Origin of the sequence: Geitlerinema sp. PCC 7407 (assembly GCF_000317045.1) — a bacterium.
GTDB lineage: Bacteria > Cyanobacteriota > Cyanobacteriia > PCC-7407 > PCC-7407 > PCC-7407.
Window position 1 is genome coordinate 676534 of sequence record NC_019703.1, and the last position, 16014, is coordinate 692547.

Genomic DNA, 16014 nt, shown 5'->3' on the forward strand with positions numbered 1-16014 from the left:
GGAGTCCTACCAATACCAAAGCGCGAATCTTCAACAAATAGCAAGGCTCAGCGTATCAGAGAATTTTATGGTGGGTAGAGCCGTGGCTTTTGAGTGAGCTTGGGAGAGCTTTTCAGGAGAGGGTGCGGGCGATCGCCTCTAGGGTTTCCTGGCGCCACTGGCGATCGCGGCGGCGCGAGGTCTGGATTTCGAGGAGCCGGATGCCCGTGGTGGGCCAAGTGCTCAGGGTCTGCTGGAGCGCTTCCCAGGTGGTGATGTAGTGGTGCTCGACGCCGTAGGTGGCGCAGAGCTGGGCAAAGGAAATGTCTTGGGGAGTGGCGAAAAATTCCTCGAAGGGCGGCTCAAACTGGGCAATGGGCAGCATCTCGAAGATGCCGCCGCCGTTGTTGTTGAGCAGGACGATGGTGAGGTGGCCCCGGAATTTTTGGCGCAGCAGGAAGCCGTTGGTGTCGTGGAGCAGGGCCAGATCGCCGGTCAGCAGCACTGCTGACCGGCCGTGGGCCACGCCCAGAGCCGTGGAGAGGGTGCCGTCGATGCCGTTGGCGCCCCGGTTGAAGTAGGGCTGAATGGCGGTGTTGTCGGGCGGCCAAAACCACTCGACGTCGCGCACGGGCATGCTGTTGGCGATAAAGAGCGGGGTGCCGAGGGGGAGCGATCGCCCCAGCAGCCAGGCGACTTTGCTCTCGATCAGGTCCGTCGTTGTGGTCATGGTGCGGGCGATCGCCTGCTGGACTTTGCTGTCGGCCTGGCACCAGCGATCGAGGTAGGGCGCGGGCGGCGCGGGCGACCGATCGGCCAAAGCGTGGGCCAGCTGCTCGACGCTGAGGCGCAGGGACTGGCTGGGGCCGTGGAGCGGATCGAGATTTTGGTCGCTGGGGTCCAGGAGCCAACGCTGGGGCTGCGATCGCTCCAGCCAAAGGCGCAGCTCTTTGCTGGTGGGCAGCTCGCCGATCTGAAGCACCATGCGCGGCACCATCGCCGCCCCAAAGTCCCGGTTGCGCAGCAGCAGGTCGTAGCTGGCGATCAGGTAGGGGTTGAGGTCGGCGTAGTTGCGCAGGGGCGAGAGGCCCTCCGCCAGCACCGGCCAGCCCAAGACGCGAGAAATCTGGGCGATCGCCTCGCAGTAGGCCCGCGGGAGTCGGGGCTGGGCCGGACCCGCCACGATCAGGCCGCGATCGCACCCCTGCCAGGCCGCGCAAACCGCCGGGGCGATCGCCGCTAGGTCGGGCCGCACCGGCGGCCGCACCGACGCAAAAAACGCTGCTGAATCAAAGGTCTCGGCCCAGGCCAAGGCCGCCGAGTCCGGCAGCGGCGGCAGGGGATCGCGCAGGGGCAGATTGAGGTGCACCGGCCCCGGCGTCGGAAACAGCGATCGCTCCCAGGCGTGGGTGAGGGTCCGGCGCAGATAGTGCAGCAGGTCCAGGCTCAGTTCGGGGACCGCCACCTCCGCCTGCCAGGTAGGATAGGCGCCATAAAGCTTGATTTGGTCGATCGCTTGGCCTGCGTGGCAGTCCCGCAGTTCCGGCGGGCGATCGGCCGTCAGCACCAGCAGCGGCACCTGGCTTTGGCGCGCCTCGATCACCGCCGGGAAAAAATTCGCGGCGGCCGTGCCCGAGGTGCACACCAGGGCCACCGGCTTGCCGGTCTGGCGCGCCACCCCCAGGGCAAAAAAAGCAGCCGATCGCTCATCCAAAACCGGAATCGCTTCGATGGCCGGATGGCGCGCCAAAGCCACGGTCAGGGGCGTCGAGCGCGACCCCGGCGAAATCACCGCCAGCTCTAGCCCCAGACGGGCCAGCGTCTCAGCCAAAACCGACGCCCAAATCGAGTTGGGATTGCTAAAATCCACCGCCATCGCGATCGCCTAAACCAGTGCTGACAGGAGAGCTTGAAGCTTTAGTTTAATCTCTGCCAGCTCCCGTTCAGGCTCCGACCCGGCCACGATGCCCACGCCAGCGTACAGGCGCGCGTGGCGTCCTTCGAGCAGGGCAGATCGAATTCCCACAATAAATTCACTGTTGCCCTGGTAGTCCACCCAGCCCAGGGGTGCGGCGTAGAGCGATCGCGCAAAAGGCTCGTGGTGGCCGATCTGCTGGCAGGCGATCGCCCGCGGCGTCCCGGCCACAGCAGGCGTCGGGTGCAGCGCCGCCACGATTTCGAGGGGGTGGACATCCGGCGGCACCGGCGCCTGGATCGGCGTCCACAGGTGCTGAATATTCGACAGGGTCAAGATCCGGGGCAGGGGCGATCGCTGGGGCACCAAGCCCAGGGCCAGCAGCTGCTGCAAAATGAAATCCAGCACCAGCTGGTGTTCGTGGCGCTCCTTGACGCTCTGGCGCAGATCCTGGGCCAGCCGCAGGTCCTCCTGGGGCGTGGCGCCGCGCGGCGCTGACCCGGCCAGGGCATCGGTTTTGAGGCGCTGCTGACGGATGCTGATCAGGCGCTCGGGACTGGCTCCCAGGAAGTTTTGGCCCTGGCCGTTGCCCATGGAAAAGACGTGGCAGTCGGGGTAGAGGCGGCGCAGGTTATCTAGGCAGGCCGGCAGCCGAAAGGCCCGCGCCGCCGTCACGTCCACCGCGTGGGCCAAGACCACTTTGTGAAATGCCTGATCGGCGATGTCCTGAAGTACGCGCTGCACCGACGCCTGGAACTGGCTGACCGGCACCACGTCCCGCTGCTGGAAGGTCTGGGACGGCCGCGATCGCGGGGAGGGCGAAAGGGAAGAGACGGCCTGGATCGCCTGAATGCGCTGCCACAGCAGGTCGGCCAAAGGCTCCGGCGAATCCTGGGGCGCGATCGCCACATTGGCCACCAGCACCGTGCGCTGGTAGTGGCGGGCCACCTGCCAGCGCGGCAAAAACACCGTCGCCGCCGGAAAAGGCGCCTTGGGCGATCGCTCAGCCTCCGAGAAGGTAAAGCCACAGAAAAAGTGCGGGCCAGCAAAGGGCGTTTCTGATGCGCCAACAGCAACAATTTTCTTGAGCTCTTGTTGGATTCGCTGCTGCGCAATTTGAAAGCGATTTTGGCCCTCTAATTGAAAGTGAATAACGCTGTCGATTGCGGCGATCGCCACAGATTGACAGGGCTTTTCAAAATAGAAATGAAGCTGATTTTCTTGGTAGAAGTTTTCTAAAAATGCAAGCGGATCAATTGTGTTGATCTCCAGAGAAATACTAATGAGCTGCTGTTGATTTTCATGGCTCGCCACTTGGTGAGAAGCCAGCAGAAGATTCAACAGTTCTCGACGGCTTTGAAGAAGATTCGCGCAAGACGGTGTAGCTGGCATGGAGAGATGAATCACGAAGGTTTCTGCAATCCTGCAAACGGGATTAAACAATGTGGCGTCACCCGAGGGAAAACCCCCGGCTCTCATCCAAGCACCGAAGCTCAGGCAGTCCGCAGTCTGCAATCGCACCGAAGCTCTATGTAGTATTGTGCCGTGTCTGCTTCCCTCCTTAGCCATCAAAGGAGATCTCGCAACCGTTGGCCAGTCGACTAGCGGCGGTTTTTGGCGATCGGGCCTCTTCTCCAGCGCCCATTCGTCCGGGTACCCAAGCAGCCTCAAAGCTCCAGTTTACAAGGCTTGAGGGCGATCGCTCCCTTTGTGCCTTGCTCTAATCTACGACGCTAGGCGATCCCAAGGCGATCGCTCGAATTGCGAAGCTTAGTTAAGCTAGGCCCGTAGAAATATCCCGGCACTGGCCTCCAGATCGTAGAATTAGTGGGCTTGTGCCTATCACCTCCCATGGTCGAATGACAACACAATCGCTTACGCCAACTAACAGAAAAAAACTGTGGATGGCAGCAATCAAACCTCCCATGTATACCGTTGCTGTCATTCCGATTTGGGTCGGAACTGCGATCGCATTCTTCGATCTTCAAGGTATTAATCAAACTATTTTCTGGACCTTCTTAGGATCCGCTGTTTTGATCATTGCGTGGCTCAATTTGAGCAACGATGTTTTTGATTCTGAAACCGGCATCGACGTTAATAAACCCCATTCGGTTGTCAATCTCACGGGCAATAAGTCCCTAGTCTTTTGGATTGCCAACTTGGCCCTGATTTCTGGCATTCTCGGCGTGCTTTCCATTGCTTGGTGGCAGCAGGATTTCACCGTCATTGGCTTGGTGCTGGTGGCCTGCGCCCTGGGCTACACCTACCAAGGCCCGCCGTTCCGGCTGGGCTACCAGGGGCTGGGCGAGATTATTTGCTTCTTTACCTTCGGGCCGCTGGCGGTGGCGGCAGCCTACTACAGTCAGGCCCAAACCTGGTCCAGCAACAGCCTGGCCGCCTCGGTGATTGTTGGTGTGCTCACGAGCGTGATTCTGTTTTGCTCCCACTTTCACCAGGTCAAAGAAGACGTCGCCGCTGGCAAGCGATCGCCCATTGTGCGGCTGGGAACCCTGCGCGGGGCGCGGCTTTTGCCGTGGATCTGCGGGGTCACCTACGGCCTGAATGCGATGCTGGCGATCGCCGGGATTTTGCCGCCGTGGACGCTGCTGAGCCTGATTAGCGTGCCCCTGGCCCACAAGCTCGTACGCCACGTCCGGCAGTTCCACGACCAGCCCGAGAAGGTCAGCAACTGCAAATTTATCGCGGTGGGGCTGCACTTCTGGTACGGCCTGATGTTTGGCCTGGGCTACTGGGTCGCGGCTGCTTGATCGCCTATCGCTGCGAGTTTCGCCGCTACCGCCGCCCCTTTCAGCGGCCCCTGTGCACCCACCACGGGAGCTGGACGGCCCGGGAGGGCATTTTGGTGCGGCTGACGAGAGACAGCGGCGAGGTCAGCTTTGGAGAGATCGCGCCGATTCCCTGGTTTGGCACCGAAACCCTCGAGGAGGCCTGGAGCCTGTGTCAGGCGCTCGGTCCAACCGTGAGTCCAGGGGCGATCGCCGCCATTCCCGAGACGCACCCAGCCTGTCAGTTTGGCCTAGAGTCTGCCCTGCTGGGGCTGCGATCGCCCCTGGGTAAGCGGCCCTGCTGTCACCTCCTGCCCACCGGTCCCGCTGCCCTGAGCGCCTGGCAAGCACCCGTCACAGCAGGCGTCCGCACCCTCAAGGTCAAGGTCGGGATGGCAGAGCCGCAGGACGAAATAGTCTGGCTGCAAACCCTCGCCCGCCAGCTCCCCGAGGGGGTCAAGCTGCGCCTCGACGCCAACGGGGGCCTCAGCCTGGAGCAGGCGCAGCAGTGGCTGGCGATGGGCGATCGCCTGCCCAATCTCGAATTTCTTGAGCAGCCCCTGGCTCCAGGCCAGCTGGACCTCATGCTGGCGCTGGCGGCCCAGTTTCGCACGCCCCTGGCCCTCGACGAGTCCGTGGCCACGCTGGCGCAGCTGCGGGATTGCCACGATCGCGGCTGGCGGGGCATTGTGGTGATCAAGCCTGCGATCGCCGGGTTTCCGTCCCAGGTGCGCCAGTTTTGCCAGCAGCACGCCCTGGACGTGGTGGTCTCCTCGGCCCTCGAAACCGTCGTCGGCCAGCAAGCTGGCCTCGCTCTGGCTGCTGAAATAGGTACGCCGGGCCGCGCCGTGGGCTACGGCATTGATCACTGGTTTGCCAACGCTTCCGAAACTCCATGGTTTTTTCGTCCCCCCTTCGAGGACCTCTGGCGTCACCTGCCGCCGTCCTAGCCCAGCGCGCCCAGGATGACTGGCTGATCGGCGGCGATCGCGCGGCCTTCTGGGCTCATTTCGGGCACTATCAGGCCCAGCTTGGCCCCGAGCCCCGGCGCATCCTGCTAGCAGAAGCCGACCCCGTCAAGTTCTTGGCGGGGTTCATGGCTGCCTGCGCTGCTGGGCACCCCGTCTTTTTGGCCAATCCCCGCTGGGCAGACCGGGAATGGGCAACGGTCCTGGAGCAGGTCCAGCCCGACGCGATCTGGGCAGAGGCCGACACCGTCGCCCGCAGCCCCGCCTGGAAGCGCCCAACTCAGGGCGATCGCCCGCCTGCCCAGGGCATCCTGATTCCTACGGGCGGATCGTCGGGCCAGATTCGCTTTGTCGTCCACACCTGGGAGACCCTGATGGCCTCCGTCGCGGGCTTTCAGCAGCACTTCCAGGCATCGCAGGTCAATGCCTGCTGCGTGCTGCCCCTCTACCACGTCAGCGGCCTGATGCAGTTTTTGCGGGCCTTCTGCTCGGGAGGCCAGCTGGTCTTGGGCCAGCGCCTAGAGGAGGTGTTGGCCGATCTTCACCGTGCCCCCCGCTTTGAGGCGCCAGATTTTTTCCTGTCCCTGGTGCCCACCCAGCTCCAGCGTGCCCTGGCTGATGCCGAGGCGATCGCGCTTTTACGGCCATTTCGGGCGATTTTGCTGGGAGGCGCTCCCGCTTGGCCCAGTTTGCTGCACGAGGCTCGGCGCTCCGGCCTACCGCTAGCGCCTACCTACGGCATGACCGAAACCGCGTCCCAAATTGTCACGCTCCGGCCCGCAGACTTTTTGGCTGGGCAGACCGGCAGTGGGCCAAGCTTGCCCCACGCCGCGATCGCCCTTGACCCGCCCGACAGCACGGCTGAAGCCCCCGGCCTGATTACGATTCGAGCAGCTTCCCTGGGGCTTGGCTACTACGGCGATCGCCCCTTTAACGGCGTCTTTCAGCCGGGAGATCTGGGCTTTTGGGATGACCAGGGCAGCCTGCACGTGGTCGGTCGCCAGCAGGAGCAAATTCTGACGGGGGGCGAAAATGTCTTTCCGGCGGAGGTCGAGGCCGCTATCCGGGCCACCCAACGGGTGGCAGATGTGGCTGTGGTGGGCTTGCCCGATGACGAGTGGGGAGAGGTCGTCGTCGCGGTTTACGCGCCCTGGCCCGATCGCCCCGTCACGCCTTCTGATCTCCAACAGGCGATCGCCCCCGCGCTTAGCCGCTTCAAGCAGCCCAAGCACTGGTTCGTCCGCGCTCCTCTGCCCCGCAACCGCCAGGGCAAACTCGATCGGGCCGAGCTGCGAGCCTGGGCCATCACCCAGCGGACTCTTGCCACTGCCCCAGCCAGCGCTGTAGCTCCTCCGTCAGCGGCACCCGCTGCCGAGGCTCCGTCTGGATGCACACATGGCGCGTCAGCACGTGGGCCACAGACTGAGGCAGGGGGTCCTGCTCAAACTCGATGCGGCTGACCGTGTAGGAGATTTCAAACTCCGACTCCCGCAGCAGGACTGGGCTCAGATTCACCCGAACGCGATCGCCGCAAAACAGAGGCTTCTGGAAATCGCTCTCTGCGTGAATCACCGGCACCGCCACCGAGCCCCCGCCAAAAAATTGCTTGAGCCTGATTCCGGATGCCGCCAGAGAAGCCTCGTAAGCCTCATGGCAGAGCGTGAGCAGGTTTGCGAAGTACACGACGCCCGCTGCGTCAGTTTCCTGGAAGCGGATGATTCGGGTGTAGGTAAAAGCCATTAGACCGGTGTAGCTGGGGGCACGCTGAAAAACAGAGATTCCTCTCTGACACAAGGGTACAAGCTTGAGGAATCGGATGCAGAGGTAGACCCATCAGGCACCCAAAATTCCTGGCTGGCTCGGCTTTTTTTCAGCTTCTTTAATGCCCTGCAAGACTCAAAGGATGAGGCGAGGTCTCGCTCCCTCGCGCAGGAGCATCTACAACCATGGACAGATTCTGATTAAATCGCTCTATCACCATTAATCACTTGATAGAATTGAACTGCTAGAATCTGGGGATCAATGCTTTTGATGACAGGACGGGCATGGATTTAGGAAAGCCTGTGGCCCAAGAGGTTGTACAGCAGGTCGCAGAGTACTTTAGTATTCTGGGCGAGCCCATGCGGCTGCGCATCCTCAACCTCCTGCGGGATGAAGAGAAATGTGTGCAGGATCTAGTTGTCGCAACGGCGACAAGCCAGGCGAATGTGTCCAAGCACCTCAAGGTGATGCTGCAAGCGGGTATCCTCAGCCGACGCACCGAAGGGACATCGGCCTATTACCGAGTCGCAGACGAGCTGACCTTCGAGCTGTGCACGCTGGTGTGCGATCGCCTCGCGAGCCGTATCGAAGAGCAGGCGCGCCAGTTCCGAGACTTCAGCATGGCCAGCCGCGCCACCGCCAGCATTTACGAAGATGCACCAGGGGTAGAGCGGGCCGTATCAGACGCCACCCCCTAGTTCGCCCAGCCCAAATTTAAGCGTTTTGCGAGTCCAGGACCGCCGACAGAGCTGCGGCTCCGGACAGCAAAATTGCTCTAGGAAGCGGCGTGGGAGCACTTCCTAGAGCCTGATCAAACTTCTGAAAAATCTAGAGGCGGAAATCTTGCTGGAAAGCCTCGCGGGTCAGAGGCTGAGCAACCGTAATGCCTTCACCGCCCAAGACTTCGAGCGGCTTCCCTTCTATGGAGATCCAAACGGGTGCATCTGGATCCAGGCTGGTGGCTGTGTAGAGCACCTGGGCCACCCGACCCGTCATCGAGGCGCTACCGCCCCCTTGGGTAAAGTTCTCGGACAAATCCACGTGTACGCCGTCTTCTTTGACGCTGAGGCTGCGCAGCTGAGTGCCAGCAGGAATCGTCGAGGCCTGCTCACCCGTCGGCTGAGCCGTCAGCAGGGTGGTAAAGGCTCGCTCAAGGGCCACAGAAGGAGAAGCGTTGGCGGCGACCTGCACAGGGCGGGGCGCAAGCTCTAGGCTCGTGCCGGTGTCCTGGAGCCAGTACACTCGCGCGGTGGACTCGGAGGCCGGATCAAGGGCCTGGTCTGAGGGGCCTTGGGTGGTCTGGGTCGACTGAGGCAATAGGGCCTGCCGAGACAAGAAAGCCGCTGTACCACCCCCAAGGGCAACGACTAGGGCTGAGACTCCCGCAACCAAGATGATGGGCAAGCGAGAAGTGTGCTCAGAGTAACGGGAATGGTCTTGCATGATTTGAGTCTCCTACACCGATGGGACTGATTTTGAAGCGGGAGATAGGGCCTTTGTCGCTTTCTGTTGGATGGCCTTTTGGCGGAAAGCTACGCTGGCAATTTCTCGAAGTACACCCTAGGTCTAACTGTGCGAACCCTGATTGTTTGCGTTGTCCTGGGTCGGAAGCGATCGCCCAGGGACAAAAGGGGCGCTACTAATCTCTACAGGCCCCAAGGATCATTTTCCTGATACTAGGACGCTGGGTTCTGCGCGAACAAATACGGCAGCTTGCAGTTGGTCAGCATCTATCTCCAATTGTAGAAGGCGAGCAACGATGCCGCCCTCTGCCAGACGACCCAAATCTACGCGATCGCGAATGCCTTTGGAGATGGACTGGACCAGACGGTCCGGAACCGCCTGACCGTCCACGGTCATCACGGGCTCAATGAGGTTGAGGCGCTGACCGGCCAAGACTTCGAGACCCGTCTCCGCCACCACCACCGTGGGCTGGGTGTCGCCCTCCTGCAAAAGCCCCACTTGGACCCGCAGGCGATTGTTGCCCAGGAATTCGATCTGGGGCTCGATGAAGTCGTAGCGCTCGATTTCCTGGGCTTCTTGATCGCGAAAAAAGCTGATGCCGAATTTTTGCAGGCGCTGGACGGCGGTAGGCGATCGCAGGGCGCGGTTGAGGTCTTCTTCGGTGAGGGCAAGCCGCACTCCGGCCTGGACGGGTGCTTCGAGGCGCGGCTTGCCCTGGCGCAGGGCCTGGGGGTCGAGGTGGATCGGGTCGGTCTCCACCTCTAGCTCGGCAATGCGCACTTCGGGAATCGGAAACACGCCCCGCCCGGCAATGCGCACCTGATCCAGGTTGCCCTGGAGCACCTGGTGGGTGGGGCTGTTGTCAATGCGAACCTGGAGCTGCTCAACGGACGAGAGCTGGTTGCGGATTGCTTTTTCGGCTAGCTGGTCCGCCACAAAGCCAGCGGGCGAGACCAGACCCAGCAGGCCAGACAGCAAAATCGCCAGAAATTCCATGGGTTCCCCCAAGACACTGCAACGAACGGGAGCGGCTCTGGCCTGCGATCGCCCTTAGACGCGGCAAGCCTCAGCAATCCACTGCTGGAGGGTAGAGACCACCGCTTCCACGGGAAGTTCCTGGGATTCGCGGGTGGCGCGCTGCACCACTTCGACCTTGCCGTCCTTGAGCGATCGCCCGGTGACGATGCGGTAGGGAATGCCGATCAGGTCCGCGTCTTTGAACTTGAAGCCTGCGCGGCTGTCGCGATCGTCGAGCAGGGTCTCAATGCCCGCCGCATTCAGCTCGGTGTAGAGCTTCTCGGCGGCGGCCATCTGGTCGGCGTCGGCGATGTTGGGCACCACCACGATGGCGTGGTAGGGGGCGATCGCCACCGGCCAGACAATGCCGTCTTTGTCGTGGGACTGCTCCACCGCCGCCTGGGCCAGACGAGACACCCCGATGCCGTAGCAGCCCATCACCAGGGGCACCGATTCTCCGGCCTCGTTGGTGAAGGTGGCTCCCATGGCGCTGGAGTACTTGGTGCCGAGCTGGAAAATGTGGCCCGCCTCGATGCCCCGCGCTGTCTCCAGGGTCTGGGTGGGGTCATGCACTGCGCGATCGCCTGCTTTGGCGGTGCGCACGTCGACCTGCTGTTTCGGCAGGGCAAAGTCCTCGCCCCAGTTCGCGCCGACTACGTGGTAGCCCGCCTCGTCAGCTCCCGTGACAAAGTTCTGGAGGGCGATCGCCGTCGCGTCCACAAAGCGCAGGAACTTCGGACTCACGTCCTGGCCGCCGCGAATGAAGTCATCGGCCAGGGCTGGCGACATGTAGCCGAGGGGCAGGGGCTTGGCGGCCCACTTTTGTTGGGCCTCGGCATCCGGCACCGTCAGCGCAATCAGGGTTTTCGCGCCGTAGTCGCCCGCCCGCTTGGTTAGCTCGTTGGTCAGCTTCACTTCATTCACGTCCTGGTCGGCCCGGATGCTCACCAGCACCAGTAGGGTCTTGCCATTGTCCAAGACGGCCTGGTAGAGGACGTTTTTCACCACCTGGGTGGGCGAGCACTGGAGGAAGGCGCACAGCTTCTCGATGGTGTCGGTGTCGGGGGTGGCGCGCTTTTCGCAAGCTCTAAAGGTCGAGGGCTCAGCGTCCGCTGGCAGGGACACCGCTTTTTCGACGTTGGCGGCGTAGCGGCCATCGGCGGTGTAGAGAATTTCGTCTTCGCCCGCCTCCGCCAGGATCATGAACTCCTGGGAGCCCGACCCGCCGATCGCCCCGGAGTCTGCCTCGACCGCCCGGAAGGCCAGCCCGCATCGGCTCAGAATCTTGCGATAGGCGCCGTCCATGGCGCGGTAGGTTTCCTTGAGACTGGCTTCGTCAGCGTGGAAGGAGTAGGCGTCCTTCATGATGAATTCGCGACCGCGCATCAGGCCGAAGCGGGGCCGGATTTCGTCGCGGAACTTGGTCTGGATTTGGTAAAGGTTGACGGGAAGCTGGCGGTAGGAGCGCACCATGTCCCGCGCAACGGCGGTGATGACTTCTTCGTGGGTGGGACCGAGGCCCATGTCCTGCTGAACGCGATCGCTCAGGGCAAACATGATGCCTTCGGCTTTGGTGTAGGTGTCCCAGCGACCGGACTCTTGCCACAGTTCGGCAGGCTGAAGCTGGGGCAGCAGGCACTCTTGCGCCCCGGTGGCGTTCATTTCCTCGCGCACGATTTGGGAGACTTTTTGGAGGACGCGCCACATCATGGGCAGATAGGCGTAGATGCCCCGCCCGATCCGGCGAATCAATCCGGCCCGCAGCAGCAGCTTGTGGCTTGGGATTTCTGCCTCTGACGGATCTTCCTTGAGGGTGACAAAGAGCATCTGAGACAGTCGCATCGCTGGTTTCCTTTTGGTGTCCGATTTCAATAACACCCCAGTTTACAGCGGTTTTTCGGTCGCTTTGTGGCGGGTCTGGGGACAAAACTTTGGGCAAAATGAGCACAGGATGGGCGATCGCGCGTCTCAAAACTCTTGGCAGGCGATCGCCCGATGGGGGAAACACGGATTTTCTTCAGCTTTTTTCTAGGGAAGGGTTGGGGATTTCTTTCCAAGATTAAAGAAACCGAGACGGCTCCCGGGCCCGATAGCGCTACAAGGTCCGGGCGCTCAATCTCGCTTTCTCACGCCTATTCAATTTTTTCAACATGCCTGAGTTTTTTGGACAGCTGCCCCGTCTGGAGCAGCCGTGGACGATGCTGGGTGCCGTTACAGCCGTAGAATCCCTCCCCCAAGGGGTCTTGCTGCAATGTGACTCTGCCCTCCTCAGCATCCAGATTTTGGCCCCGAACCTTGTGCACGTCCGCCTGAGCCCCGAAGAGCCTCTGAGGCCGCGGCGATCCTGGGACGTGACCCAACCCGACGAGGCGTGGTCCGCCTGTCCCTGGCACCTCAAGGAGCCGGGCGACGCCCTAGAGCTGCAAACCGATCAGCTATCGGTGCGCGTGGAAAAAACGCCGTGCCGCGTCAGTTTCTGCGATCGCGATGGTCGGACGTTTGCGGAGGATACCGACTTTGGGATGGGCTGGCGGACCGGGGCGATCGCCGCCTGGAAGCACCTGCACCCAGAGGAGCACTTCTTCGGGCTGGGGGAGCGGTGCAGCAACCTCGATCAGCGGGGCGATCGCCGCACCCACTGGACCTTTGACAGTCTGGACTACACCGTCCTCAGCGACGAGATGTACCAGGCCATTCCCGTCTTTCTGTCCCTGCGGCCCGGCCTGGGCTACGGCCTCTTTTTCAACACCACCTACCGCAGCCACTTCGACCTGGGAGCTAGCGAAATCCAGCAGTGGTCCATGGAAACCCAGGGCCCGGAGCTGGACTACTACGTGATCTATGGGCCGACGCCCGCACAGATTCTCCAGACCTACAGCGAGCTGACGGGCCGGATGCCGCTGCCGCCCCGCTGGGCCTTGGGCTATCACCAGTCGCGCTGGAGCTACGGCTCCGATGCCGAAGTGCAGCAGCTCGCCAAGGAATTTCGGCGGCGCCAGATTCCCTGCGACGTGATCCACCTCGACATTGACTACATGCAGGGGTTTCGGGTCTTTACCTGGCACAGGCAGCGCTTTGCTAACCCAGCCCGGCTCTTGGACGACCTCCGGGACCATGGGTTTCGGGTGGTGACCATCGTCGATCCCGGCATCAAGTACGACCCCGAGGCCAGCTACCAAGCCCTCGATGACGCGCTGGAGCGAGACTATCTGGTGCGCGATCGCGCAGGGAAGGTCTTTCACGGGTATGTCTGGCCCGATCGCGCCGTTTTCCCGGACTTTTTGCGGCCCGAGGTGCGCCAGTGGTGGGGCCAGCTCCAGGGCGCCCTGACCGAGGCCGGGGTCGCGGGCGTCTGGAATGACATGAATGAGCCCGCCATGAACGATCGCCCCTTTGGCGATCCGGGCCAGAAGGTCTGGTTCCCCGAGGACGCCCCCCAGGGGCCGCCCGAGGAGCAGGGAACCCACGCCGAAACCCACAATCTCTATGGCCTGATGATGGCGCGGGCTTCGGCGGAGGGCTTGGCCCGTCTGCGGCCCCAGGAGCGGTCCTTTGTGCTGACGCGATCGGGCTTTGCCGGGGTGCAGCGCTGGTCGGCGGTGTGGACCGGCGACAACCACTCGCGCTGGGAATACCTAGAGCTGTCCCTGCCCATGCTGATGAACCTGGGGCTGTCGGGGGTGCCCTTTGTGGGGGCGGATATCGGCGGCTTCGCCGGGAATGCCAGCCCGGAGCTGTTTGCGCGATGGATGCAGATGGGCATGCTCTACCCCTTGATGCGGGGGCACTCGATGATTGGCACCCATCGCCACGAGCCCTGGAGCTTCGGCGATCGCGTCGAAGAAATCTGTCGGCGCTACATCGAGCTTCGCTACCGCCTGATGCCCTACCTGTACACCCTCTTTTGGGAGGCGGCGACTACCGGCGCGCCGATCCTGCGGCCGCTGCTCTACCACTTCCCCAACAACCCCAAGACCTACAGCATCAACGACCAAGCCATGCTGGGGCCGTCCATCATGGCGGCGCCGGTGTGCCGGGCCGGGGTGGAGTGCCGCACGGTCTATCTGCCGGAAGGGATTTGGTACAACTGGTGGAACGGCCAGCGCTATGTGGGTCCGGGCTACTTCCTGGCCGATGCGCCTCTAGAGGTTTTGCCGCTGTACGTGCGGGCTGGGGCCGTGGTTCCCTTGGGGCCAGTGATGCAGCACACCGAGGAGCGGCCCCTAGACGAGCTGCGGCTGCGGGTCTGGCCGGGACACGGTACCTGGAAGCTCTACGAAGACGACGGACGCAGCCTGGGACCCGACAGTCCCTGGGCCACCACGACCTACCGGGTGTCCCAGACGCGGGGCGACGTGGTGGTCGAGATCGCGCCTCGCGCTGGCACCTGGCAGCCCCCCACGCGGGATCTGATCGTGGAGGTGGTGGGTCTGGGCGAGCAGCGACTGGTGGATGACGGTCAGGGCCAGCGGCTGGTGTTTTAGGGCGACAAGATCAGGCGATCGAGGGCTTGGATTTGCTCAGGGCTGAAGGCGGCGGCCTGGAGATCCTCCTGCAAAAAGGCGCGATCGCCAAACTGGGGGGCGAGGTCCAGGGTTTCTTGGATTAGGGCCTGGGCCGCAGGGCGATCGCCCCGATCCCAGAGGGCCAGCGCCTGAATCCAGCGGGGGTGGGGGTTGGTGGGCTCCAGAGCCGCCGCCCGCTCCGCCGCCGCGATCGCCAAATCATGGGTCCCGACGCGATGAAACGCCAGGGCCAAGTTGTACCAGGCAATTTCGTTGTCCGGGGCCAGGCAGGCCGCCCAGGTGTGGGTCCACACCGCCGATCGCAGCTCTCCCTGGACCAGGTACACGATCCCGAGGGCATTGAGCACCGGTACGGCTCCCGGCTGACGGAGCCAGGCCGCCCGCAGGGTTTCGGCCGCAGCCACCTCTTGGCCCGCTAGGTGCTGGGTCCAGCCCAAAAGCACTCGCCCATCGAGGTTCTCGGGCTCTAGAGCCACCGCCTGCTCAAAGGCGGCGATCGCCTCTGGCAGCTGGCCCTGCTGGCGATACTGGAGGCCCAGGGCGCGGTACTCGCTCGCGGAGGGCGTCGCTGAGGAGGCGATCGCCGAGCCCAGCATACCCAGAGCCGCTCCCAGCAGACTGGGGAGGCTGCGGCCTAGACTGGAAAACAGAAGCTTGCAGGAGGAAAAGCCGTGGCTCATCTTCATCAACGGCGTCTCGAAAACGTGAAGGGCGATTTCTACGTTGATACCACCTGCATCGACTGCGACACCTGTCGCTGGATGACGCCGGAGGTTTTTCGGCAGGCGGGAGATCAGTCGGCAGTCTATCACCAACCGACCACCCCAGCGGAGCGTCAGCGCGCCCTCCAGGCGCTGCTGGCCTGCCCCACCGGCTCCATTGGCACCGTCGAGAAACCCACCGACATTCAGGCGGCCCAGGCCAGTTTCCCGCTGGCGATCGCCGACACGGTCTACCACTGCGGCTACCACGCCCGCTCGTCCTTCGGAGCCGCTAGCTACTTCATCACGCGCCCCGAGGGCAACGTGATGGTGGATTCTCCCCGGTTCACGCCGCCCCTGGTGAAGCGCCTCGAGGAGCTCGGCGGCGTGCGCTATCTCTACCTGACTCACCGGGATGATGTCGCCGACCACGCCAAGTTTCACGAGCATTTCGGGTGCGATCGCCTACTGCACGTAGACGACATGACCGAGGCCACCCGCCAAGTGGAGATTCCCCTGACGGGCCAAGACCCGATCGCTCTGGCCCCCGATCTGACGATCATTCCCGTTCCTGGCCACACTCGCGGCCACACCGTGCTCTGGTACGCCCAGCGGTTTCTGTTTAGCGGCGACCACTTGGCCTGGTCCCCGGATCTGGGCCATCTCCACGCCTTTAAGCAGGCCTGCTGGTACTCCTGGCCGGTCCAGATCGACTCCATGCGTCGCCTCTTGGACTATCCCTTTGAGTGGGTCTTGCCGGGCCATGGACACCGCCACCAGGGCGATCGCGAGACGATGCACCGCTCCCTAGAAGCCTGCATCGCCTGGATGGGATCTCAGGCCAGCTAACCCCCAAACGGTCGCCAGATAAACAGATTTTCCCCTCGGGGGGCTGCT

12 protein-coding genes and 1 pseudogene are annotated in these 16014 nt (G+C 62.8%); 6 read left to right on the top strand and 7 right to left on the bottom strand.

Annotated elements, in window-relative coordinates:
• Positions 1-112: 112 nt before the first annotated feature.
• Positions 113-1855: a 2-succinyl-5-enolpyruvyl-6-hydroxy-3-cyclohexene-1-carboxylic-acid synthase gene (menD, locus tag GEI7407_RS02870; RefSeq protein ID WP_015170621.1), complete on the bottom strand. Its 1743-nt coding sequence runs from the start codon at positions 1853-1855 to the stop codon at positions 113-115.
• 9 nt (positions 1856-1864) lie between these two features.
• A complete protein-coding gene (locus GEI7407_RS02875) occupies positions 1865-3073 on the bottom strand; it encodes an isochorismate synthase (RefSeq protein ID WP_315863836.1) in 1209 nt (402 codons plus the stop codon).
• A 680-nt stretch (positions 3074-3753) separates the two neighbouring features.
• On the opposite strand from GEI7407_RS02875, the gene menA reads away from it, so the two are divergent.
• The 3 genes and pseudogenes from menA to GEI7407_RS02890 form a co-directional block, all read left to right on the top strand.
• Positions 3754-4662 (top strand): 2-carboxy-1,4-naphthoquinone phytyltransferase, encoded by a 909-nt coding sequence (menA, locus tag GEI7407_RS02880; protein WP_015170623.1) that lies wholly within the window; start codon positions 3754-3756, stop codon positions 4660-4662.
• Entirely contained in the window at positions 4659-5630 is a 972-nt protein-coding gene (locus GEI7407_RS02885) for an o-succinylbenzoate synthase (protein WP_015170624.1), read from the top strand. The genes menA and GEI7407_RS02885 overlap by 4 nt, the downstream gene beginning before the upstream one ends.
• Positions 5576-6910, top strand: a pseudogene (locus GEI7407_RS02890) (AMP-binding protein); the annotation flags it as partial. The gene GEI7407_RS02885 and the pseudogene GEI7407_RS02890, both read left to right, overlap by 55 nt.
• Positions 6911-6953: 43 nt before the next feature.
• Here GEI7407_RS02890 and GEI7407_RS19845 read toward each other — a convergent pair.
• Positions 6954-7388, bottom strand: coding sequence for a thioesterase family protein (locus tag GEI7407_RS19845; protein WP_015170626.1), 435 nt, complete (start codon positions 7386-7388; stop codon positions 6954-6956).
• 305 nt (positions 7389-7693) lie between these two features.
• Between GEI7407_RS19845 and GEI7407_RS02895 the strand changes: the two genes are divergently transcribed.
• Positions 7694-8107 (top strand): metalloregulator ArsR/SmtB family transcription factor, encoded by a 414-nt coding sequence (locus GEI7407_RS02895; RefSeq protein ID WP_015170627.1) that lies wholly within the window; start codon positions 7694-7696, stop codon positions 8105-8107.
• A 130-nt stretch (positions 8108-8237) separates the two neighbouring features.
• On the opposite strand, the gene GEI7407_RS02900 is transcribed toward GEI7407_RS02895, so the two are convergent.
• From GEI7407_RS02900 to GEI7407_RS02910, 3 genes are all read right to left on the bottom strand, one after another.
• On the bottom strand, positions 8238-8852 hold the full coding sequence (locus tag GEI7407_RS02900) for a GerMN domain-containing protein (protein ID WP_015170628.1): 615 nt from the start codon (positions 8850-8852) through the stop codon (positions 8238-8240).
• 219 nt (positions 8853-9071) lie between these two features.
• Entirely contained in the window at positions 9072-9869 is a 798-nt protein-coding gene (locus GEI7407_RS02905) for a DUF2993 domain-containing protein (RefSeq protein ID WP_015170629.1), read from the bottom strand.
• 54 nt (positions 9870-9923) lie between these two features.
• A complete protein-coding gene (locus GEI7407_RS02910) occupies positions 9924-11732 on the bottom strand; it encodes a proline--tRNA ligase (protein WP_015170630.1) in 1809 nt (602 codons plus the stop codon).
• Between the two features lie 308 nt (positions 11733-12040).
• On the opposite strand from GEI7407_RS02910, the gene GEI7407_RS02915 reads away from it, so the two are divergent.
• Positions 12041-14374, top strand: a complete 2334-nt coding sequence (locus GEI7407_RS02915) for a glycoside hydrolase family 31 protein (protein ID WP_015170631.1) — start codon at positions 12041-12043, stop codon at positions 14372-14374.
• On the opposite strand, the gene GEI7407_RS02920 is transcribed toward GEI7407_RS02915, so the two are convergent.
• Positions 14371-15102 (bottom strand): tetratricopeptide repeat protein, encoded by a 732-nt coding sequence (locus tag GEI7407_RS02920; protein ID WP_015170632.1) that lies wholly within the window; start codon positions 15100-15102, stop codon positions 14371-14373. The genes GEI7407_RS02915 and GEI7407_RS02920 overlap by 4 nt on opposite strands.
• Here GEI7407_RS02920 and GEI7407_RS02925 point away from each other — a divergent pair.
• Entirely contained in the window at positions 15088-15966 is an 879-nt protein-coding gene (locus GEI7407_RS02925) for an MBL fold metallo-hydrolase (RefSeq protein WP_015170633.1), read from the top strand. The genes GEI7407_RS02920 and GEI7407_RS02925 overlap by 15 nt on opposite strands.
• The last annotated feature ends 48 nt before the right edge of the window (positions 15967-16014 follow it).

Excerpts from the sequence above, each read along its gene's own strand:
- GEI7407_RS02895 (WP_015170627.1), top strand. The coding sequence starts at position 7,694 with ATGGATTTAGGAAAGCCTGTGGCCCAAGAGGTTGTACAGCAGGTCGCA.
- GEI7407_RS02915 (WP_015170631.1), top strand. The coding sequence starts at position 12,041 with ATGCCTGAGTTTTTTGGACAGCTGCCCCGTCTGGAGCAGCCGTGGACG.
- GEI7407_RS02910 (WP_015170630.1), bottom strand. The coding sequence starts at position 11,732 with ATGCGACTGTCTCAGATGCTCTTTGTCACCCTCAAGGAAGATCCGTCA.
- menD (WP_015170621.1), bottom strand. The coding sequence starts at position 1,855 with ATGGCGGTGGATTTTAGCAATCCCAACTCGATTTGGGCGTCGGTTTTG.
- menA (WP_015170623.1), top strand. The coding sequence starts at position 3,754 with ATGACAACACAATCGCTTACGCCAACTAACAGAAAAAAACTGTGGATG.
- GEI7407_RS02900 (WP_015170628.1), bottom strand. The coding sequence starts at position 8,852 with ATGCAAGACCATTCCCGTTACTCTGAGCACACTTCTCGCTTGCCCATC.
- GEI7407_RS02905 (WP_015170629.1), bottom strand. The coding sequence starts at position 9,869 with ATGGAATTTCTGGCGATTTTGCTGTCTGGCCTGCTGGGTCTGGTCTCG.
- GEI7407_RS19845 (WP_015170626.1), bottom strand. The coding sequence starts at position 7,388 with ATGGCTTTTACCTACACCCGAATCATCCGCTTCCAGGAAACTGACGCA.
- GEI7407_RS02920 (WP_015170632.1), bottom strand. The coding sequence starts at position 15,102 with ATGAAGATGAGCCACGGCTTTTCCTCCTGCAAGCTTCTGTTTTCCAGT.